The organism is Paenibacillus sp. P4_A7, assembly GCF_056402455.1.
In genome coordinates, this window is sequence record NZ_JBFUHJ010000004.1 from 1 (window position 1) to 22,329 (window position 22,329).

Sequence of the window (22,329 nt, forward strand, 5' to 3'; positions counted from 1 at the left end):
GCTATGGAGCTGCCCTATGCCAATGGCGAGTATTATTATCCGCTTGAGAAAGAACAGGCGTTGATGAATTGTATCAAGGTAGGCGATTATGGTACTGCCGAAGCGATTATAGACGAAGTATTTAAGGACAATCTAGAGCAGCGCAAGCTTCCACTCAAACTTGCCAAATGTCTTTTTGTAGATCTTGTCGGTACGATGATAAAAACAATTAATGGAATAAGTGCTATCTATGATAATGCTTTCTTGGAAGAACTTAATCCGATTGACCGACTGCTGGGTTGCCAGACGGTTAGTGAAATGAAGCAGCAGCTAAAAAATATATTACGCAGTATTTGCGATTCTGTAGGGCAGAAGCAGGTAGGAAAACGGGCGAATGACGTTCTTCAAAGAGTTACTGATATCGTAGCGGTCAATTACAATGATGTTAACCTGAGCATTGCTTCCATTGCTGAACAAATCGATATGCACCCGGCCTATGTATCGAAGCTGTACAAAGATGGTACAGGAGTGTCACTTCTGGATTTTATCGGAAAATACCGCATAGAGCAGGCGAAACAAATTATGAAGGAACAGGGCATGAATATGGAGGCCGTCGCTCTGATGGTCGGGTATGCCAACGTTCGTACGTTTCGCCGCGTTTTCGCCAAATATGAAGGGGTTACACCAGGCAAATATTCAGAGACGATTGAATAATTCAAAACGACAAGAGGTCAGCCAGTAACTCCTGGATGGCCTTCTTTTTCGTAATAAGCCCCTTGTTTCTAGATATTGTCCCCTCGTAGCAGTTTTATTTTTTCCTGTAGGGATAACGTTTTTGAGATAATGTCCCCCGTTATTAGGTTCTGTCTCTATCGGTTCGGAGATATCGTGACTAAACTTATGAGTGTCGACGTCGACTTTGCAAAATTACAGTAAAAAATTTGGGGGAGGCTAACAATGAGTAAACGTGTAAAGAGTATGTTTCTGCTAATCGTTGCTGCGGCCATGCTTATCRTAACAACGGCAGGGTGCGCGAAAGGGAATGATCCAGTAGGCGAGGAGAAAGATCCCGAGAATACGGCTGGGTCAGAGGCTTCTCAGGAAAATTCGCAAGGGGAGGCAACATATCCGATTAGCGGGGGGGTAAAACTGAAATATTGGCTCCCGTTGGCTCCAAATACATCGGCTAATTTCAAAAATCTTGCGGAAACGGAATTTGCAAAAGAACTAAAAAAACGTACAGGCGTGGAAGTAGAATTCATTCATCCTGCAGCTGGCACTGAAAATGAACAGTTTAATTTGATGATTGCTTCCGGTGACCTGCCTGATATCATTTGGTACAACTGGACCCAATACCCCGGAGGTCCGGAGAAAGCGATTTCCGATGGTGTCATCGCCAAGTTGAACGATTTGCAGCCGAAGCAAGCGCCGAATTTGTCCAAGTATTTGCAGGATAATCCGGACATTGACAAGATGGTCAAGACAGATGAAGGTAGCTACTATTCATTCCCATTCATTCGCGGTGATGAAAAGTTGCTCGTTTCCGCGGGGCCGGTTATTCGTAAAGACTGGTTAGACGAGCTAGGGCTTCAGGTACCGACGACGATGGACGAATGGCATACGATGCTTACGGCATTCAAAGAAAAGAAAGGGGCGGAAGCTCCGTTTAGTCCATATTGGAATATTCAGGCTGTTCTGTCATGGGGAACATTTATCGGTGCCTACGGGACTACCAAAGGCTTCTATACGGATGAAGGACAGGTTAAGTACGGACCGATTGAACCGGCGTACAAAGAGTTTCTTACTACGATGAATCAGTGGTTTTCCGAAAAATTGCTCGACAATAACTTCGCCACACTGGATACGAAAACGGTGGATGCCAACATTATGAATGGCAAATCAGGCGCAACCGTTGCCAGTGCAGCCAGCGGTGTGGCGAAATGGACGACGACTATGAAGGACAAGGATCCCAAATTCCAGGTCATCGGCGCTCCGTATCCAGTATTGAATAAGGGGGAACAACCGCAGTTTGGACAATATTCCTTACCATTCACTAGTTTCGGGGCGGCGATTTCAGCCAATAGCAAGAATAAAGAAGCGGCTGCTAAATTCTTGGACTATCTGTACAGCGAAGAGGGGATGCGGCTCGCCAACTTCGGTATTGAAGGCATAAGTTACACGATGGATAACGATAATCCTGTATTTACCGATCTGATCATTAACAATCCCGACAAATTGCCGATTAGCCAGGCGATGGCACAATACACGTTGTCGCATGATATGGGGCCGTTCATTCAGAATCCGGATATCTTGCAGACAATGATTCCGGTACAGGCAGAAGCGGGAGCGACATGGATCAATACGGATGCGGCGAAGCATTTCCTTCCGCCAATCTTTGTTACCACCGAGCAGCAGGGTGAGATGGCAAAAATTATGAATGAAGTTACGACCTATGAGAATGAAATGTTACTTAAATTCATTATGGGTTCGGAACCGATCAGCAATTTCGACAAATACGTAGAGCAAATGAAAAAGCTAGGGATTGAAAAAGCGATCAGCATGCAACAGGCTGCGCTGGAACGATACAACAATAGATAGCATTATAGCTGTCGGCCGGGAGGATGGTTTTCTAGTTACATTATCCATCCCGGCCTATAAACAGGGAGAAGGTGTAAGTATGAGTGTGCAAGTCCGTGAGACACTGCGCAGTAAAATTCGCAAGGACTGGCTGAAAAACTATTCATTGTATCTCATCGTTTCGCCAGTGCTCCTTTACTATATTATTTTTCATTATATGCCAATCTACGGTGCAATTATTGCTTTCAAAGACTTTGTGCCGACCAAAGGCATATGGGGAAGTTCTTGGGTTGGATTCGAACATTTTCAAGAATTTTTCAACAGTTATTATTTCTGGCGCATTCTTAAAAATACGCTTGTCATTAGCTTGACTTCACTCGTTTTTGGCTTTCCGGCCCCGATAATTTTGGCTTTGTTGATTAATGAAGTTAAAAACCGCTTTTTCTCTCGGTTCATCCAAACGGTTACTTACATGCCACATTTTATTTCACTGGTCGTGGTGTGCGGCCTGATCATCGATTTTACTCGCGATACTGGAATTATTAATACGATCATCGCTTTTTTCGGTGGTGACATAGAGACGATGTTGAATAAGTCGGGCTATTTCGTTCCCATCTATGTATCTTCAGAGATTTGGCAGGAGATCGGTTGGGGATCGATTATATATTTAGCTGCGATGGGCTCCATTGATCCGCAGCAGTATGAGGCGGCCACGATTGATGGCGCCGGACGTTGGAAGCAAACGCTCCATGTTACACTTCCAGGAATTGCTCCAACGATCATTATTCTTCTCATTTTAAAAGTTGGAGGCATTTTGAGTGTAGGCTATGAGAAAATCATTTTGCTCTACAATCCGGCCATTTATGAATCCGCGGACGTTATCTCAACCTATGTTTACCGGAAAGGTTTGCAAGAATTCGCATGGAGCTTCAGTTCTGCTGTAGGTTTGTTCAATTCCACCATCAATTTTATATTACTTATCGGAGCGAATTGGCTCAGTAAAAAAATTAATCAATCAGGTTTATGGTAGGAGGAAGACAGAGTGAAAACAAGCATCAGCAGAAGAGGATTTATTGTCGCAAATGTACTAATACTCTTGCTGCTTTCATTAGTTACCGCTTATCCAATCCTGTATGTATTGTTCGCATCGCTAAGCAATCCAGCAGATTATTTGGCCCATCAGGGGTTGCTGCTGAAACCGGCCGGCTTTTCGCTTGAAGCATACAACTTGGTGCTAGAAAACCAGATGATTATGAGCGGTTACTTGAATACAATTATCATTGTAGTCACCGGAGTTACATTCAACTTGTTTATGACTTCGCTCGGCGCCTATTTTTTGTCCCGCAATGATGTGTTGTGGCGCAATCCCATTATGATGATCATTGTGTTTACAATGTTCTTTGGCGGCGGCTTGGTTCCTTACTATTTGACGGTCAAAGGTCTTCATCTGGACAACACGTTGTTAGCACTCATTATACCGACAGCTGTCAATACGTTTAATCTAATATTGATGCGAACGTCATTTATGAACATACCGGAGGAGATAATAGAATCTTCAAAAATGGATGGGGCTACACATTTGACTGTATTATTCAAAATCGTCTTGCCGCTGTCCCTACCCGTCCTAGCTGTTATGGTGCTTTATTATGGAGTCGGCCACTGGAATGCCTGGTTTAACGCGATGCTCTTTATACGCGATCGAGATTTGTATCCACTGCAGCTTGTATTACGGGAAATCCTAGTGCAAAACAATACCGAAGCAATGTTAGTCGGAACGGATTCATTCGATAAAGGATTAGTGGCTGAGACGATCAAATATGCTGTCATTATCGTCGCTACTGTTCCGATTTTAGCCCTTTATCCGTTTTTGCAAAGGTATTTTGTGAAAGGCATGATGATCGGAGCGTTAAAAGGATAAAGAATACGAGGGAGGTAAGCCCATGAATGAAAAAATGGACCAGGGGAAGTCAATATTTCAGGCAGGGGTTACAGATCCTGCTGGAGTGATCGCTTGCGTAACGGAGCGGATGCTTGAGACTCGTTCGCGAAAAACGATTCGGCTGCGTCCTTACATGGAACAGCCCATCAAACAGAAAACTCCATTCGGACCGTATGAAGCCGATTTTACGGCTTGTTGGCCTGACGCGAAGGAAGGCTCCATTGCTTATGCTGCAGCCCGATTTCATGTCGACCGAGAGCAGGATGTCATACTTACTGCAAAAGGCAACTCGAAGCTGTGGGTCAACGGTGAGATGTACGCTGACACACAGACGATTCCCATAAAGATGAAGCGAGGGTGGAATGTACTGCTTCTGCAATGTGTAAGGGATCGCCATCGCTTTGGATTCGATCTTATTATTGCATTTCCGAGGTATCCGGGAATGTGGGCCAAAGACTATTTATTTTCAACACGTCCAACGTTTCCGCAGTGGGTGCTGCAAGGTGAGGAAGGATTTGCCTACATCGGTCCTTTTGCTCCGGAGGCCAGCGAGCGGGGCAGTCAAATGCTACTAAATCTTGAAGCAGAAGCGTTGTCGGGTCAGTTCTCCTCGTGGGAGCCAGCTATTTCTGCACAGACAGGGCATCAGTTCGCGGATTTTACAGAAATGTACGGTCCGAATACTGCTTGTGCTTATGGAATGACTTATTATTCAAAAAATGATAACGCTTCCCTAATGTTGTATGTCGTGCATGAAGGTGGGATTAAAGTTTGGATTGATGGTATGGAGGTGTATCGTTCAACTGCTGCTGGTCAGATTCAAATCGAGGTTGTTTCAACTAACCCACGTGGACAAGTGCTTATTAAATGTGTTCGTCACACTGAGGCTAGCAGATGGGGATTTAAGGCGGAAATAACAGATACTGTGACCGGGCAGAGGGCGGATGGAGTACCCGAACTTGACTCCAAGCGCGGGGATGACGCACGTTGGCTTTATATAGGGCCATTTGGCAGTTCGGAAGTGGAAGCGGAAGCACTGCTGGATCAGAGTTTTGCTATAGAAAGGGCTCCAATTGGCTTTGAACATCTGTATGTCATAGATGAAGGTGAGGCTAAAGCTTACTGGCAGCTTTCATCTCCTGACACCTTTGTCAGACCTTATTTGGACGGCTTCTTTTTTGGCCAATGGTTTTATGCCATCCAGGTTGGACTGTACGGGCTGTTGCAAGCGGCCGAAACGATAGGGTCAACCGAGGTGATTCGTTATGCAACGGATAGCATGGCTGTCATGACCCAGTATCATGATTATGCGCTCTGGGATGCCAAGCGCTACGGAGTGCCGTCTTTAATTCCGCGCGCTCAGCGGTTGGAGGAGCTTGATCCATGCGGCGCGATCGGCGTTATGTTTATCGAAGCCTATAAACGCACAGGATGCGAATCCATGCTACCGGTAATTGATCGAATAGGCAATGCCGTCATGAATGACGTACCTCGGATGCATGACGGTACGTTTTATCGGGTAGAAACGATGTGGGCGGATGATTTTTTTATGAGCTGTCCATTTCTCGTTCGTGTGGGTCAATTGAAGGGGGATACCCGTTATTTTGATGAGGTCATTCGTCAAGCAAAAGGTTTCCATAGACAGCTATGGATGCCGGAAAAACGCTTGTATGCCCATATTTATTATCCGTTGGAAGATATGAACAGTCGAGTACCTTGGGGAAGGGGGAACGGATGGGTCATTTTTGCAATGACAGAATTACTGCTCAACCTCCCAAGTGAATATCCGGAGCGTGATTTGCTTCTTCAATTGTTTAAGGAACTGGTGGCTGGTATTGCATCTTATCAGAACGAATCTGGAATGTGGCATCAGGTGTTGGATGAGAGCGCTTCATATGAGGAAACCTCTTGTACCGCAATGTTTGTATTGTCTCTTGCCAGAGGAATTCGCATGGGATGGCTGGGAAGTGAATATTTGGAGGTGGTGAATAAAGGTTGGCTTGCTCTAATGCATCATTGTGTAGACGCTGAGGGGAATGTATATGGAGTATGTCTCGGTTCAGGTTGCGCAAAGGAATCTTCCTATTATTTCGATATTCCCACCTATATCAATGATGATCATGGTACAGGCATTGTTCTGCTGGCAGCGGCTGAAATGATCTTACTAATGAAATAGAAAAACCGAAAGCAAATCTTTACTCGGTACCATTTTGAAAGGGGATGGACGGCTTGAAGGGATTTAGCATACGGTCAACTAAAAAAAATTTTATTTGTTTTCTAGTCATTACGATCTTGTTAAGTATATCTGGAATTCCAGGTGTGCCCGGAATGGAGGTCAATGAAGTGCAGGCAGCTGTTGTCAATTATTATCCTGTTTCAGATGCTACAGTTCGCGGCGGGACTTTTGCGGACACGAATTATGGGAGCGCCAGCACCCTCGATGTGAAAAATGATACTAATTCAACCTATTCCCGCAAAGCTTTTTTACGTTTCAATATTTCAGATTTTCTGGATAATGCCGTACAACAAGCGAAATTAAAGATTCAGATTCAGGTAAAGGGAACCGATGCAAGCCGCACCGTAAGTATCTATGGTTTAACTGATACAGATGAAGACTGGGAGGAAGGGAGCATTACCTGGAATAATGCACCCATATCGGGTACATTGCTTCAGCAAATTAATGTTACAAGCACCGACACCGTTGTGGAGTTCGATGTTACTGAATTTATGAACAGCCAGATGACAGATCGGACAGCGGCCTTTATGCTGGCCATCGATAGTGCTGCTTCCTCTGAAAGTCATGTCAACTTCTTTTCCAAAGAATCGACCATGAAACCGGAACTGATTATGACTGCCCAAAATTACAGCACATTCACGTCTCTTCGTCTAGTGCTGACCAATCGGAATATTAATGTAAGCGGAGCGACGGAATACCGCATAGTTGCAAGTACTGCTGATGGCAAAAAGGTGGATGTGACGGATAATGCTTCAGTTTCGACTGAACAACCCGATAAAATTCGAGTGGATACCACAAAGAAAAAGATTACGGGCCTTGGTGCCGGCACAGCTCAAGTATACGCTGTTTTCGGAGGATTGAGGCATTCCGCAGCGCTAAACATCAATAACTTTGATGAATCGCCGATCCGGGTTGCCGGCCAAGTAGTCGTTAATGAAGATTTCGAGGGGGATACGCCATCCTTTGTACCGTCTAACGATTCGGCTATAACTGTTGTTGAAGATGGATCGGGCAACCATGCGCTGATGATTGATGGAATAGGCGGAATTAAACGGACCTTGGATATTGAAGGCGATTATGGAAATTCGGATGCGGATTCCGAATATATGGTTGATGCGGATGTTAAGCAGTTAAACAGTAACGCCGGTAGCAATGGGGGAATTTCGTTTCATTTGCGGAACAGCGGTGACAACAGAGATTATGTGTTTCGTTATATGGATACGCTGAAATACAATGCTAGTACGCACAAATATGACGCAAACCAGCCAGCTTATCGAGATCGAATCGGCATTGCCCGCAACAATGCCAACTCGTTAAATGAGTGGTATTACGGAGCGTTCAGTTCAATCGAGACAGAAACACTTAATAAAACTAATCGCAGCTTTAATGATACCTATGTCAAAATGTCGGCGATGATTAGCAATCGGCTCATTTCCCAATATCCGTATGACGGTTCGCCATCATCGATGTTTGATAATCTGGTTTTCAACATTAATTCTCCAGACGGTGTGAAGAGAGTTAGCACGACCACGCTCATCGGAGAAAATGACAGTATGTCCGGTGTCGATATCGTAAGTTCAGGCAAGTATTTGACTACATTAACCAAAGGAAAAGCATATTTGCAGACTGAGAATACGAAAGCCTATTTTGACAAACTTAAAATAACGAAACTACACACAGCTCGGGGAATACAACTGTTTATTAAGGATGCGCTTGTCGCTCCCGGCCAAACGACGGGCTTTGAAGTAAGGGCGTATACTTCGGCATATTCTTATACGGTCATACCCAATGATAAAGTGACTTTCAGTTCGCTGCCTGCCTCACTTGGTTTTAATCAGGCAGCGGGAACACTGACTCCCACAGCCGAGGGTGCATATGAGATTACCGTTGCAGCAGCAGATGTCATGAACCCGTATAAGGTAAAGATATATACAGCTAAACTGACGGTAAAAAGTGGGGATGTTCTTGAAACATTTGGGCTGCCAGGCCTGAGAACCGTGTCCTATCCCGAATTGCTGTCGTTGCCAGCGGCGGATTTGGTCGATGATGGAACCGGCAATCAAGTTTACCGTCTGGCAAATGGCGTCAGCAGACTGATGGGAGACGAAGATTGGACCAATTATGAGATTGAAGGTAAGATCAAAATCGTTACTCCCATGATTGATCTGAAAGATTACAATACTGCGTTCGAAGTACTGATGCGTCGTAAAGCAATTCAGAATGAATATTTGGGTGAGGGCGGTTTTCCTTTTGTTTACCGGATACTGCACGATAATGATGATAATTACATGCGAATTGGCACTTCACCGGGACCCAAAGTAAATGTTGTTGATGACAATTGGCATACTTTTTCCGCGAAAGCGATCAGTAATCAGTATATCTTTTCTATCGATAATGTGGTTCAGTACTATGCTTCTGGTACAGATATGAGTGGCGGCTTTGCGTTTAGAGCAGAGAATTGCGTAGTCTACATTGATGACATCCGGATCAGAAAGCTGGAAGGAGGATCTCTCGCAGAGGGAGAGCATTCTTCGATTACGGCAGATAAATCGGATTTGGAAGTAAACATTTACGATACCGTTGATTTGGCAGAGTTGACCGCGATTAAAGCTCATTATGCCGCAGGAAAAACGAAGTACATCACAAAAGATCCGGCGCTAACCTTTACCATCAAGTCAGGTGCTGACAAAGCGGAACTATTTGGCGGAGATACGTTCCGGTTTAAAACGAATGCATCCGCAGGAGACATTGTAACCATTCAGGCCGCTTATCATGATTTGCCGATTGATCTGACTCTAACAATAACTGGAGCAGTCCCAACAATTCCAGAATTGGAATATGTCAAAGGCGGCACGGCAATCAGACAAGAAAATTTACTATATAAATTGCGAAGCGCGTACGAAAAGTCTGATCGTCCTCCTTACGCCAAGCATTTTATGTACTTAACTGAAATCTTCGGGAAAATGATGTTAAATCCCGAAGAGGGAAATTATGATGATGCCGTCAACTGGATGATAGACGAAGTGATTTGGGATGAGGGAAGACCAAACGGCAGAGCAAATGGAGCAGCGGATTTTTACTTTGCTCAGATGTTGATTCTCTATAATATGCTTGACGGCAGAGTGAATGTTTCCGATGCGGTATGGCAGAGAATGACTCACTTGTTACAGGAGATTGATTATTCCAACCCGACGGAATTTATGTCCGAGAATCATCAGCTCATTTATTTTGCCAGCGGCTACCTCGTTAGCGAACTTTGGCCGGATGCGATGATGTGGAACGGAAAGACAGGATTGGAAAATCAGACGATGTTCACTGGATATTTGCGAGACTGGATGAATTCTCGTCTGAAGACGGGTATGGGGGAGTTTGACTCTATCAGTTATTACGGAATTGATATTGGCGGTTTATCCATGCTGTATACCTTTTCCAAAGATGAAACTGTGAAAAATATGGCTTTCGATATGCTAGACTATCTGATGGCAGATATGGCAGTTGATTCGTTAGACGCCAATATGGGTGGCGCTCATGGTCGAACCTATGTCAATTCACCGAAAACTATGTTGTATGGTCATTCCAATTATGTTGTGGATTTTCTATTTGATACTGCTATAGTCGATGTGGATGAAGACTATGCGGAGGTCAATGTACAGGCTGGGTTGCTGCCAATAAGCACATACAGACCATCCGATGTGCTGTATGCTCTTGCCCGGGATCGAAACAAGAGACTGACTAATAAGGAACAGAAGGCTGTTTATACGATTCCGGACATCCCTACTAGGAACAAGACGGAAACTCTGAAGAAGTACACCCATGTGACACCAGAATATACATTGGGTTCGATAGTCCAACAGGAGGTTGCACCTTTTACCAGCCAAGATTTCCAAGGATTTCAGGATATTCCGTGGTCTCTAACATTCGGGAAATCGATGGATACGGTTATTTTCGACAGTCATCCAGGCTTGAATGAAACAGATACAGGATCGCCTCATGCCTATTGGAATGGTGACTACAAAAGTGTGACCTACAAATATTTTCAAGAAGAAAACGTAATGCTTGGCATGCATAAAATAACGAACTATGCGCAGTTCAGCCATTTTTGGATTCCCAGAAAGTATTTGGATGAGGTTGTAGAAAACAAGGGCTGGGTATTCGTCAGAAAAAATAACGTGTATGCCGCAGTTAAGATGCTAAAGGATGGTGTCGTGAACGATATCGCTCAGTATAGCTGGACGAAATCCGGGAGATGGGCGGATATCGAGGCGAAAATTAATTCGAAGAATACGGCATTTGTCTTGGAAGTGGTAGATCCAGCAGAGTTTTCCGGAACGTTCGATGACTTCATCACAGCCATTCTGGCCAATGAGGTCGCTCATCCGATTACTTATGTCATTAACAACGGATATTACGTCCAGTACCAAGGGTTGAATGGCAAGTTGATCAAGTTGGACTATAATTCCGATGTAAGAGAGATCGATGGTATGCCGGTTGATTTCAACGCCTACAAGTCACATGACGCTGTAAGCACCATTAACGGTGAAAATTACATGTCTTCTGAATGGGACTCTGGGGAGATTGTCATCTCCCATGGATCGCTAAGCAGAACGATCCGTTCCTTTGACGTTGACTCGGACGCTCCCGTTACTACAGCTTCCGTTACTCCGGCTCAACCGGATGGAGCGAATGGATGGTACGTCAACGCGGTTACAGTGACCTTGCATGCGGCAGATAACTTGTCTGGTGTAGCGAAGACAGAGTACAGTTTGGATGGTGGTAACGTATGGGAAGAGTATGCGGATGCTGTTACCCTTAATCATGGTTCTCAATCTAAGATTCACTATCGTTCTACGGACAAAGCGGGCAATGTGGAAGAGATGAAAAACATCAGCGTCAAACTGGATACGGTCGCACCTGCTATTACGGTAACTGGGTTGGCAGATGGCACCTATCTCAATTCCGTGGATGTTACGCCTGTAATCGAGTTGAATGATCCGTTGTCGGGTGTAGATCCTGACACGGTAACGGTAACGTTGGATTCGAATGAAGTACAACAAGGGAAGGAGATTGCTCTATATACGCTGCCGCTTGGTGTCCATACGTATGTCGTAAGAGCAAGCGATATGGCCGGAAACGAAATGAGTCAAATCATTACATTCGAAACTTCAACAAGCATCGACACCTTAAAGGCTTTAGTCACACGTTTTACAAGCGATCATCAAATCGATGATGTCGAAATAACCAATAGTTTGCTTGAAAAATTGGAACAAGAAAATTTGGTATCATTCGTTAATAAAGTGCGTGCACAAAATGGAAATCATGTTTCGAGCGAAGCGRCAGCATACCTTCTGCGAGACGCTCAACACTTGATCGACTCCGACTCCAGTTCAGCACAATGAATGAAGTGGCTCGGAGAGTGATCTCCGGGCCTGCTGGGTGCTTTGGGCAAGAGATATTATCTTGTAGTAATCTGATATAAAAGGACTGTCCTATTCATTTAGGATGGTCCTTTTCGTTGTTTATGGATCTAGGACAGATATCACAGAGGCTGACGTAGTCGCATATTATAGATGAATTAAGCTAAAGAGAAGAATAAGCAGGAAGGGGATTGAAGATGCCTCGAATACCTAATTTTCCGCCAGCGTTGTTAGAGGAGCATAAAAATTGGCATCATACGTATCACTTAGTGCCGGGAAGTGTGCCGCCGCCAGGCTATGGGCAACGTTTTTTGCGTTTTCACCGTGATTATATAAACCGAGTGCATAATTGGCACAATGAGATGGGTTATGATCCAAGGCTTATTGCGGGCTGGAGTCAGATTCCTGATGGCATACGCCGTACGAACTGCTATGATGCTGCGGCGGAGCAAAGGGTTCAATTTAATCCGCGATCATTCGCAACGGAAGATGAGCTTGGAAGTTTTATCGAAACGAGGCTGCATGGCTGTCTTCATGAAATGGCGGCGCAATTGTACAATCAGCCAGAGCTGAATGACTTTGACCTTGCGCCGCGCAATACTGAATTTCACAATATTCATGGATTAATCGATATGTGGTATCGAAACTGGGAACAAGCGTGGGGCGTACAAGGCCGTCCGAACGTACAGCCTAATCCTGTTGCGTCTTTTACGAACAGCCCAGTAATGCCCGAAGGACACTTGAATAGTGAGCGTGCTCGCGGGGGACGAATTGATTCGCGTGTACGACGCGCTGTACTTGCACTAAACCGTCACTCTCCACGGAAAGTGAAACGCCTTCTACATGCACCTCGTCCAAAGCTCCTTCAAAAAGCGCGATTAACTCGTCGAGGTCAGCCTCAAAAACAGCGGCCACTTCTTCGGGCTGCAGCTTCATTTCGGTTAGCGGCAGGTCACAAACGAAGCCGAAAACATCGCTAACCTCACGATCGATGAAAGGGACGCCGTTCACTTCGCCAATGCATTGCTCGCGAATTTGTCCGAGCGGTATAAGCTGCTCGAACTCGGCTTTGATGCCGAGTTCTTCTTCAAGCTCCCGTACCGCATCGCGCATAGTTTCTCCTGCTGACAAATGGCCGGCAGCCGTTATATCGAAGCAATTCGGATTTGTATCTTTACCGGCTTGTCGCAGTTGGAACCGTACGAATCGGCGGTTCCCTTCACGCCGTGTCAGCCAGCAGTGAAAGGAACGATGCCAATAACCCTTGGCATGTGTTTCTGCACGTGTGGCAGTTCCGATTGGTGTAAGATGCTCATCATAAATGTCGAATCGTTCATCAGCCATGCTGAACAGCTTCTAGCTGAGATGTGCAGTGCTTGCAGCGTGAAGCTTTAATAGGTACCTGGGACAAGCAGTACGGACATTCCTTCTCCGTTGGATCTGCCTTTTTCTCTTCAACCTTCTCCGAACGACGAAGTACATTAATAAATTTAACAAGCATAAAGATACAGAATGCTACAATGACAAAGTCCAAAAGTACATTTATAAATTGACCATACGCGATGGCTGGCAGCAGATTCAATTGCTCTACACTATTGGCGGCCGCCTTAGCCTTCTCTACGGTTTCCTTAGGTACAAGATAGATTTTCAATTCCGTAAAATCTACTTTCCCTAATATGGCTCCAATTGGCGGCATAATGATATCATTAACGATTGAAGTAACTATTTTGCCGAATGCGCCTCCGATAATGACCCCGACAGCCAGATCAATAACGTTGCCGCGCATAGCAAACTCTTTAAATTCCTTGACGATTTTCATGATGTCTCCTCCTATTCCTATTTTAATAAAGTATGGGCTATTTCTAGCAAGCCTATTCTATCATAATAACGGAAGTAGAAGAATAGAGAAACAGAACACTAATATTACGACAGACTACTCAAAAATTAACACGAATAAGAAAGGGTTTTTTGTTAAATTGTCGAATTTTACTAAAGGAATAAAATTTACAGGTAATAAAAGGAGTCTTATGAACTATGAAACTTTTATGGGAAATCCATACTATCTAATTTTGTCGTTGGTTATAGTATGTTACGCATCTTATACAATGTTTAGTATGACCCAGCAATTAAAGCCTAAGAAACAAGTCTCTAGCTTCAATTGGCTTGTTGGCGGTGCGGCTGTATTTGTGCTGAGCCAATGGTCGATGCATGTTATCACCATGCTTGCATCGGATCATATTATTCACTTTAATGGGTACACAATTCTCATTTTAGCAGGCAGTTGTATCATTGCTTATATAGGATTGCTCATTTTAAATACGGACAGACCTCTAAGTGTGCGATTATTTTTTAGTGCGATGATGATTGCACTTTCAGCAACTTTACTTCATTATGTTTCCATGCTTACCGGCTCTATTAATGCTTATAACATCAACTGGCTGCTTTTTACACTCTCCTTCTTCCTCATCTTCGTCGGTGCCTATTTCTCTTTTTATTGGATGAGCCAAGGCTCTCCAAAGCATAAAATGAAAAGCAGCTTGATGCTTGGGGTTTCTGCTATGATCATGCAGAAGCTCGCGATGCAAGCTTTAGTAGTTGAAAACATTGAATTTATGACGACGGATAAGATGAATAGCTATCTGCTTTTGTTAGCTTTCATGTTCGGCATATCTACGTTGCTCATACTAAGTTTCAGTCTTACGACATGGTTTGCCGAAAATAAGTACAAGCAAATTGACCAGAGGTATAAGCTTTTGGTTGAAAATTCGCTGGATACGATTGCTTTAATTAGCGAGGGTAAATGGGAATTTATTAATCGCTCCGGACTTAAAATGTTTGAAGTAAACAATGCGGAGGATTTAATCGGTGAGTACATCTACGATCTTTTAGAAGAGAAGCACCATAACGAGATGGGTTTATGGCTGGAAACCGACGAAAATGAAGATGATCAAATCATGAAGCAGGCGACATTTAATAAACCGATTGAGCTGGAATGGCGGACGGTGCAAGGGACACTTTTACATACAGAAGTGGTACGCGTCAGCACAACATTTTCGGGCAGGCAAATAGAACAAATCATTATTCGCGATATTTCTGAGCGGAAGAAAAATGAAGAGCTGCTTATTAATTCAGAGAAGCTATACATCGCGGGTCAGCTCGCTGCCGGTATTGCTCATGAAATACGCAACCCGCTTACTACATTAAAAGGCTTTTTGCAGCTTATCACTTCAGGACGAGGCAATGACAATTACTATAGCATTATGAAGTCAGAGCTCAATCATGTTGAATCGATCGTTAGTGAATTGTTAATGCTATCAAAGCCGCAAAGTTATGAATTTTCTATAAAGGATGCATATAAGCTGATGGAGGAAACGGTTGGCTTTTTGCGAACGCAGGCTATTTTGTTTAATGTAGTTATCGATTTCCAAACCGAATGCAAGCCGTTATGGGTAATGGGTGTAGAAACCCAGTTAAAACAAGTATTTATTAATGTGGTCAAAAATGCGATTGAATCCATGCTGGGCGGAGGAGTTGTAACGGTATGTATGTCGTATGACGAGGATGGAATGGTGAAAATTCTTATCCAAGATAATGGCTCTGGCATTTCAAAGGAGCAGCTGTCCAAGATCGGACAGCCGTTCTACACGACGAAGGATAAAGGTACTGGCCTTGGCTTAATGGTCACTTACAAAATTGTGGACAATCATCAAGGTCAGATTTCGGCTCATAGTGAATTAGGGAAAGGGACGACCTTTACGATTCGATTCCCATACAAGGAGCAGATACCCTCGGACTTGTCTATTATATAATTATACTTATTGCATCTGAAAGAACACTCGCTCGAAGAGGGGGCGCATGAAGCGCTTCACCATCCCCGAATGCATAAAGCTCATCAGCCTCAGGCTCAATATGAATGACTGTTCCAGTTAGTATACTGACATAAGGCAGCTTCGTGTGACTCCCAGTCAGCAGTGTAGGGAATAAGCGCAGAAGCTGCAGTGGCGTACAAGAATGTACAATACAAATATGCAGTAAATGATCGTTTGCTTTTGCCTCCGGACATATCCGTAAGCCGGCTCCATAAGAAGAAGTATTCGCAACAGCAATGAGCCACCCTCGCTCAAAGCGATGTATCTGTCCATCCACCTTAACAACGACTGGAAATGGCCGGAATGTAAGCAAGGTATGGAATATACCAATAAGGTAGGCTAAGGAGCCAACACGAAACAGATTGCACCATCGTTTATAGAAGGAACGGTTTACAATATCAGCAATGGCACCATCAAACCCTGTTGCTACAGCAGTCAGTGAATATGCAATGTCTGACTTTCCTTGAACGAAGTCTGTTTCTGAAATCGGTTCATTTAAAAGATGGGATGTCCGTATTAGATCGATAGCTGTAGCTTGACCTGACAGCATTTGCTCAAGCGCTGCTATTGGTTTGCGTGAAATACCTAAAGCGCGAGCGGCATCATTACCAGAGCCAGCTGGGATAATAGCAAGTGGTACTTGGCTTTGAATCAGTATAGGGAGCAGACTATGTATGGTTCCATCGCCGCCAATGACAGCAACAGCTTTTATTTCTGTATGTCTGGATGAAGCCGTTTGCAGAAGCAACTGCTTCGAAGTGGCTTCCATTGCATTTGGGTCCTTGAGGAAAATAGTTGTATAATGCAAGTCACRCTGCTTCAGTATAGCTTCTATTTTATGCCAGGTCCGTTTTCCTTTTCCGTTACCGGCTGATTCGTTTACAATGATCAGATACATATACGAACATGCTCCTGTCGCAAATGATATATGTGTGGAATAGGTATCCGAATCATTATAAGGGCGAAGGAATGAAAAGGAAACCCTTTTTAAAGATAGGAAAGTATTAGTTTTTTTATTTATGGAGTGAATTCGGCGTATTTTTCTGTATAATAACTGAAGGAGTTTATGCATATACGCTAGGAGGCTGAAACCGCATGACAATAGGAGCAAGAGTACTCAAGACGGGGATGGCCGTAGCGTTAGCAATCTACCTTAGTGGACTGTTCGGATTCGCGTCTCCGCTTATAGCAGCGGTGGCTTCTATACTGACCATTCAACCATCTATTTATCGATCTTGGCAGAGTGTAGCCGATCAAGCACAAACGAATTTACTCGGGGCTCTCGTTGCTTTAGCCGCAGTTCGTCTGTTTGGTGATACGCCAATCGCTGTCGGGCTCGTGTGTATCCTAGTGATCCTTATTAGCATTCGTCTTAAAATGGAAGGTACAATCGGGCTAACGCTTGTAACGGTTGTCGCTGTAATGGAAGCAAATGGACAAGGCTGGGAGATGGCGACTGAACGATTTTTGATGGTGCTTACGGGTATTGGCTCATCGTTTGCTGTCAATGTGCTTGTATTCCCGCCGCGGCCGCGGAAGCAGTTTACGGTACATGTTCATCAAGCCTATAATCAACTATCACTGCTGCTGCGAACGGCGATTTCCAACGAAATGAAGGAACAGTACTTCAACTTGGAGAAGGAAAAGCTTCATGGAACATTGCGTAAGCTTGAGGGAAGCTATGCGGTATTTGAAGAGGAACGTAAAATATTGGCCAAAACGAAAACCAGCCATGCTAGGCAACTACTCGTTTCGAAGCAAATGATTAAGACACTGCAAAAAGGGGCGGATTTGCTCGACGTCGTGGAGGAGCATTATTTTGCATCTTCAAGTGCCGGGGAATGGGCGATAAGATTTGATCGTCAGATCGAAGATCTCTCTAAGTACCATGAGCATATCTTGCTCAAGGCAGAAGACAAGATGAAGCCAAATGTGTTAATAGAGCCTGAAGAGGAACGTGAAGCGCGGCTTATTAAGGATTTAACCTCATATATTATGGAAGATCCGGACGAGCATAAGCGTTTAGTATTTGTTGCTTCGGGAGTTTTCGAATATGCGTACCATCTGCGGCGATTAGAAAAACTGCTCGACCAAGTGCAGCAGCGGTCCGTGGGAACGAAGCGTGAGAATGAGAAGCAAGAAATAACTGTGGAACAACAGAAGTCAGGTCTTTGATCGCATTGACCGAACCATACGTGGTCAGCTACAAATAACGAAGTTGTACGATAATGATAAAAAACAGCAGGTTGGAGGCTAGCTTACTAGCACTCTGACCTGCTGTTTTCACGAGAAGCGGCTCCATATTTACCGGGATGAACGCGATTAGTGAAACATGTGCTTAATGATTATCGTCGTCCGTTTTATTGCTGCCTTCATGACGGCGTGGATGCTGCATATGTGCTTCGGGGTTGTGAGCGCCATCATCTGGAATTAATTGTGGATCGGTACGCCCTTCATGATTGGTTTCGAAATCGTACTCAACCAGCACCCACTCAGTCGTTCCAAGCATGGGATCTGCCGGTAGTATTTCGCCGCGATCCATTTTCTCTACACGGCCCCATTGATTCTTGTATACCCCTTCAACCTCGGCTGCCTCTCCGGATATCGGAGCCATCTCATGATGATTGTTTTTATTGCTCATCGTTTTATATAACCCTCCTGTCCCTATAATCCATGTTTGGGCACTGCAGCACGATCGGCTCCTGACTGCAGCTCACTTGCAGCTTGTTTGCTCACATGGCTGCGGTCAGCTCGGGACTGCGCTTTGCTAGCAGTCTTTTGCTTATCGGATGGCTGTTCACCAGACATATGGTATTCCTCCTTGGGGAAAGCATTATCTTCGGCAGAAGATCAACAATAGTTTGCCACGAAAGGAAGAAATGTATGAGCAGCTTAGCTCTTATCCATTTAGTTGATAACGAGCTTCAAGATGCTTGCCGCCAAACCACATGACGAGAACTGCTGTAACGGATACAAAAATACGCCAAGGCTCATCGACAAGGTTGCCAATATCAAAGCTGATGAGAGAAATACAAAAAATCATAACCGCTTTTCCAAGCAGGTTGGCAAGAAAAAACGTATGAAACGGTACTTTACTGATACCCGATACGACGGTAATAATGATGGAAGGAGTAAAAGGGAAGCATGCAAGCAGGAATAAGGGTGTAAATCCTCTTCGCTCTACCCAATTAAAAAATTTCTGTGATTTAGGATACTTTCGCTCTAACCTGCTCTTTAATTTTCTTCCGATCTTACGGCTTAACCAGAATACGCACAGTCCGCCAGTAGTTACACCAGCCCAGGAAAGTAAAAATCCGATCCCGAGGCCATAAATATTGGCATTAGCTGCGATGATAAGGATTAGTGGTAGGAAGGGGAGAAACGATTCAATAAAAGGAAGCAGTAGTCCAGGCAGTGGCCCCCAACCAGAATAGCTTTCCAAGGTTGCTTGTATTTGATCCAGATCCATATGCTTAATATTTTGAAACCAATCCTGCAGCTGACCCATTTATCGAACTCCGTTCTACTTGTTTGTCGCCTCTCCGCTAGGGTTAAACGCCTTGAATGGAAACCATAAATAAAATAATCCGATGATCCCAAATAAGACAGCACTTGTCCAGAATACGGATGTCTCACCGTTCCAAGAAGCAATATAGCCGCCTGCGATTGGCCCGATCATAACGCCAATGCCTTCAACAGTGGACAAAATGCCCCAACCCAATCCCTCTTGCTTTGGTGGTACAAAGGTTGCCAGCAGCGCATTCCATGATGGTAATATAGCTGCATAGGACAAGCCTAGAGCAATGGCAATAAGTAAACAATACCAGAAGGAAAGCCCCCAAGCTAGCATATATAATCCGAGTGCGAATGCCCCAAAGCCAAATACAAGAAACCACTTCTTTCCTCCAAGCATGTCCGATAATTTTCCCATTGGAATAAGCCCCGCTACGGCAAACAGTCCGCCAGCTGTTAGTAGTATGGAATACTGTGTGCCGGATAGTCCAAGCTGATGGTCAGCGAAGCTCGGTAAAATAGGAATAAGCATGCTTGCGCCCATGGTTTGTAATATCATTCCCGGCAGCAATACCTTCATTTGGCTGATCCGAGCCCTGAGAATGATTAATTGCTCACGAAACGGCATACGATTAGGGGTTTCTGCCTTTTTTCTACTCATGAATAGGGCTAATAAAAGAGCTAAAACGGATAGGCTGCAAAGCATGTTATACGTGAAAGACGAGTTGTAGTCTAGCAAAACATTGCAGAGAATAGGGCCGCTTCCGAGCCCGGCGAGCCAAATTGTGTATAAGAAGCCCATTTGTGTTGCACGCTTCTCTTCGGATACTTTTGTGAGACATACAATCCAGATCGGTGAAATGCCAATGCCATAAAGCGCAGCTGCTCCGATAAATAACCAAGGTAGCTCGGCAAATTGCAACAAGTACACACCGGCAAGCGATATAGCAAGTCCCATTACAACGATCATACGGATAGAGAATCGATCGAGTAAGTAGCCTATAACCATTTTGAGAAGTGTATCCGTTATGTAGTGGGCAGAAATAGCGATACCTATTATTTCAGGTGTGTGGCCAAGTACTTTAGCACCAAATATAGGGAGAAGGCTGACAAGTACAGCTCCTCTGACAAATATCACAATAAATAAAATAACGGAGATGAGACGCATCTCCACTCCAAACCAAGACTTTAGATCATTATGCACAGACAGTCTCCTTATCGAGGTTGACGAGGTATTTTTTTCTTCAGTATAAGTTACTTGGATATTATGCCCAAATCGATTGGTTTTCCTTCATTTGGCTCTTAGTTATTATTTCTGTATAATGGTTAGGATATCCATTCTATTTAAATTCGAAGGAGCGATGAATAATATGCAATACACGAATTTAGGGCAATCGGGACTTAGAGTGAGTCGATTATGTTTGGGTACAATGAACTTTGGTGTGGACACAGATGAAAAGGAATCATTTCATATATTAGATGCAGCTTTGGAAGCAGGAATTAACTTTATCGATACCGCCAACATTTATGGTTGGGGTGAAAATGCAGGTCGGACGGAAGAAATTATCGGAAAATGGTTTCAGCAGGGGGATGGACGCCGCGAGCGTACCGTTTTGGCCACAAAAGTATACGGTGATATGCATGACGCCCATGACGGACCAAATCGTGATGCGGGTCTATCCGCTTATAAAATTCGCAGACATTTGGAAGGCTCGCTTAAGCGATTGCAAACTGACCATATTGAATTGTACCAAATGCATCATGTTGATCGTAAGGTGAATTGGAGTGAGCTATGGGGAGCGTTCGAGATCGCTCAGACGCAAGGGAAGATTGGCTATATTGGATCAAGTAACTTTGCAGGCTGGGACATTGCGGTTGCACAGGGCGAAGCGAAGGCGAGAGGTTCGCTTGGCTTAGTATCTGAGCAGCATAAATACAATTTGCTTTGCCGTCTTCCGGAGCTGGAGGTATTGCCGGCATCTCAAGCGTTAGGTCTCGGCGTTATTCCGTGGAGCCCGCTCGATGGAGGTTTGCTTGCAGGAAATCATCGTCGCAAGGATGGCGGACGACGCAGCGGTGACACGAAGCGCCTGGACAAACATCGCGAGCAGTTGGATGCTTACGGAAAGTTCTGTGACGAGCTAGGCGAGCCAGAGGATCTAGTGTCACTCGCATGGCTGCTATCTAATCCAGCTGTGACGGCACCGATTATCGGTGTGCGCACGCTTGATCAATTCAAGCGTTCACTTCGCGCCGTTGAGATCAAGCTAGATGAGTCAGCGCTTAAGCGTATAGATGAAATCTTCCCTGGCCCAGGCGGCGACGCTCCACGCGCATACGCTTGGTAAATCGCAAAAGCTCCGTTGCCCCGAATCGTATCGGGGTAACGGAGCTTTTGTTAGTAGGCTGCAAGCCGCAACCCATAACCCACAACCGGCAAACCACAGATCGCGGACACACATCGCTGACTTACAGGCATGAGTCCCCTCTACACGGAGAGGTCATAGACTAGTCAGGATTTGAGAGCATAAACTATCAAGCACAGGTGTTGCAGACTAGCTGGAAGTGTTCTTAAAACTAACTAATATTGAGTCTGTAAGTGTGTGAACGTGCTTACAGCTTCAATTGGCGGTGTTAGTGAAATGTGATAAGTCCATAAGCACGAAAATCGAGCTTACAGACCAAAAATGTGCTCGAAAAAGAGCTGTAAGCATCCAAATCGAGCTTACAGCCCCTCAAAAATAGGTTTTAACGGGTTGTGAATGGTCTGTAAGGCCGGAAATGAAGCTTAAAGGTCAGAAA

Annotated in this window: 16 protein-coding genes; 9 read left to right on the top strand and 7 right to left on the bottom strand. The window is 44.5% G+C overall.

Going from position 1 to position 22,329, the window contains the following annotated elements; all coding sequences use genetic code 11:
• The 6 genes from AC1DWN_RS01060 to AC1DWN_RS01085 all read left to right on the top strand — a co-directional run.
• Window positions 1-693: helix-turn-helix transcriptional regulator (locus AC1DWN_RS01060; protein WP_477557097.1), on the top strand; the 693-nt coding region annotated here is incomplete at its 5' end.
• 243 nt (window positions 694-936) lie between these two features.
• Window positions 937-2,577, top strand: a complete 1,641-nt coding sequence (locus AC1DWN_RS01065; RefSeq protein WP_477557098.1) for an extracellular solute-binding protein — start codon at window positions 937-939, stop codon at window positions 2,575-2,577.
• A 79-nt stretch (window positions 2,578-2,656) separates the two neighbouring features.
• The gene (locus AC1DWN_RS01070) at window positions 2,657-3,586 is read left to right on the top strand and encodes an ABC transporter permease (RefSeq protein WP_477557099.1); all 930 of its coding nucleotides are present in this window, start codon (window positions 2,657-2,659) and stop codon (window positions 3,584-3,586) included.
• Between the two features lie 12 nt (window positions 3,587-3,598).
• The gene (locus AC1DWN_RS01075; RefSeq protein ID WP_477557100.1) at window positions 3,599-4,474 is read left to right on the top strand and encodes a carbohydrate ABC transporter permease; all 876 of its coding nucleotides are present in this window, start codon (window positions 3,599-3,601) and stop codon (window positions 4,472-4,474) included.
• A 22-nt stretch (window positions 4,475-4,496) separates the two neighbouring features.
• Window positions 4,497-6,671 carry a glycoside hydrolase family 88/105 protein gene (locus AC1DWN_RS01080; protein WP_477557101.1) on the top strand — a complete coding sequence of 725 codons (2,175 nt, stop codon included), beginning with the start codon at window positions 4,497-4,499 and terminating at the stop codon, window positions 6,669-6,671.
• A 53-nt stretch (window positions 6,672-6,724) separates the two neighbouring features.
• Window positions 6,725-12,127 carry a CBM96 family carbohydrate-binding protein gene (locus AC1DWN_RS01085; RefSeq protein WP_477557102.1) on the top strand — a complete coding sequence of 1,801 codons (5,403 nt, stop codon included), beginning with the start codon at window positions 6,725-6,727 and terminating at the stop codon, window positions 12,125-12,127.
• Between the two features lie 726 nt (window positions 12,128-12,853).
• Here the strand turns inward: AC1DWN_RS01085 and AC1DWN_RS01090 are convergent.
• Entirely contained in the window at window positions 12,854-13,489 is a 636-nt protein-coding gene (locus tag AC1DWN_RS01090; RefSeq protein WP_477557103.1) for an NUDIX hydrolase, read from the bottom strand.
• Complete coding sequence (gene mscL, locus AC1DWN_RS01095; RefSeq protein WP_477557104.1) at window positions 13,482-13,964, bottom strand: large-conductance mechanosensitive channel protein MscL; 483 nt, start codon at window positions 13,962-13,964, stop codon at window positions 13,482-13,484. The genes AC1DWN_RS01090 and mscL overlap by 8 nt, the downstream gene beginning before the upstream one ends.
• Before the next feature lie 208 nt (window positions 13,965-14,172).
• On the opposite strand from mscL, the gene AC1DWN_RS01100 reads away from it, so the two are divergent.
• Window positions 14,173-15,954 (top strand): ATP-binding protein, encoded by a 1,782-nt coding sequence (locus tag AC1DWN_RS01100; RefSeq protein WP_477557105.1) that lies wholly within the window; start codon window positions 14,173-14,175, stop codon window positions 15,952-15,954.
• On the opposite strand, the gene AC1DWN_RS01105 is transcribed toward AC1DWN_RS01100, so the two are convergent.
• A complete protein-coding gene (locus AC1DWN_RS01105; protein WP_477557106.1) occupies window positions 15,947-16,912 on the bottom strand; it encodes a diacylglycerol/lipid kinase family protein in 966 nt (321 codons plus the stop codon). The two genes, AC1DWN_RS01100 and AC1DWN_RS01105, sit on opposite strands and share 8 nt — an antisense overlap.
• A 197-nt stretch (window positions 16,913-17,109) precedes the next feature.
• On the opposite strand from AC1DWN_RS01105, the gene AC1DWN_RS01110 reads away from it, so the two are divergent.
• On the top strand, window positions 17,110-18,189 hold the full coding sequence (locus AC1DWN_RS01110) for an FUSC family protein (protein ID WP_477557107.1): 1,080 nt from the start codon (window positions 17,110-17,112) through the stop codon (window positions 18,187-18,189).
• A gap of 163 nt (window positions 18,190-18,352) precedes the next feature.
• On the opposite strand, the gene AC1DWN_RS01115 is transcribed toward AC1DWN_RS01110, so the two are convergent.
• The 4 genes from AC1DWN_RS01115 to AC1DWN_RS01130 all read right to left on the bottom strand — a co-directional run bounded on the left by AC1DWN_RS01115 (window position 18,353) and on the right by AC1DWN_RS01130 (window position 20,731).
• Window positions 18,353-18,655, bottom strand: coding sequence for a transposase (locus AC1DWN_RS01115; RefSeq protein WP_477557108.1), 303 nt, complete (start codon window positions 18,653-18,655; stop codon window positions 18,353-18,355).
• A 23-nt stretch (window positions 18,656-18,678) separates the two neighbouring features.
• A complete protein-coding gene (locus AC1DWN_RS01120; protein WP_477557109.1) occupies window positions 18,679-18,822 on the bottom strand; it encodes a hypothetical protein in 144 nt (47 codons plus the stop codon).
• Window positions 18,823-18,913: 91 nt separating this feature from the next.
• Window positions 18,914-19,522, bottom strand: coding sequence for a TVP38/TMEM64 family protein (locus AC1DWN_RS01125; protein ID WP_477557110.1), 609 nt, complete (start codon window positions 19,520-19,522; stop codon window positions 18,914-18,916).
• A gap of 15 nt (window positions 19,523-19,537) precedes the next feature.
• Complete coding sequence (locus tag AC1DWN_RS01130) at window positions 19,538-20,731, bottom strand: MFS transporter (protein WP_477557111.1); 1,194 nt, start codon at window positions 20,729-20,731, stop codon at window positions 19,538-19,540.
• Between the two features lie 166 nt (window positions 20,732-20,897).
• Between AC1DWN_RS01130 and AC1DWN_RS01135 the strand changes: the two genes are divergently transcribed.
• On the top strand, window positions 20,898-21,875 hold the full coding sequence (locus AC1DWN_RS01135) for an aldo/keto reductase (RefSeq protein WP_477557147.1): 978 nt from the start codon (window positions 20,898-20,900) through the stop codon (window positions 21,873-21,875).
• Window positions 21,876-22,329 lie beyond the last annotated feature (454 nt).

What these genes read in the sequence shown, in the direction of transcription:
- AC1DWN_RS01090 (WP_477557103.1), bottom strand. Translation starts at nt 13,489, where the DNA reads ATGGCTGATGAACGATTCGACATTTATGATGAGCATCTTACACCAATC.
- mscL (WP_477557104.1), bottom strand. Translation starts at nt 13,964, where the DNA reads ATGAAAATCGTCAAGGAATTTAAAGAGTTTGCTATGCGCGGCAACGTT.
- AC1DWN_RS01110 (WP_477557107.1), top strand. Translation starts at nt 17,110, where the DNA reads ATGACAATAGGAGCAAGAGTACTCAAGACGGGGATGGCCGTAGCGTTA.
- AC1DWN_RS01115 (WP_477557108.1), bottom strand. Translation starts at nt 18,655, where the DNA reads ATGAGCAATAAAAACAATCATCATGAGATGGCTCCGATATCCGGAGAG.
- AC1DWN_RS01100 (WP_477557105.1), top strand. Translation starts at nt 14,173, where the DNA reads ATGAACTATGAAACTTTTATGGGAAATCCATACTATCTAATTTTGTCG.
- AC1DWN_RS01135 (WP_477557147.1), top strand. Translation starts at nt 20,898, where the DNA reads ATGCAATACACGAATTTAGGGCAATCGGGACTTAGAGTGAGTCGATTA.
- AC1DWN_RS01080 (WP_477557101.1), top strand. Translation starts at nt 4,497, where the DNA reads ATGAATGAAAAAATGGACCAGGGGAAGTCAATATTTCAGGCAGGGGTT.
- AC1DWN_RS01125 (WP_477557110.1), bottom strand. Translation starts at nt 19,522, where the DNA reads ATGGGTCAGCTGCAGGATTGGTTTCAAAATATTAAGCATATGGATCTG.
- AC1DWN_RS01070 (WP_477557099.1), top strand. Translation starts at nt 2,657, where the DNA reads ATGAGTGTGCAAGTCCGTGAGACACTGCGCAGTAAAATTCGCAAGGAC.
- AC1DWN_RS01120 (WP_477557109.1), bottom strand. Translation starts at nt 18,822, where the DNA reads ATGTCTGGTGAACAGCCATCCGATAAGCAAAAGACTGCTAGCAAAGCG.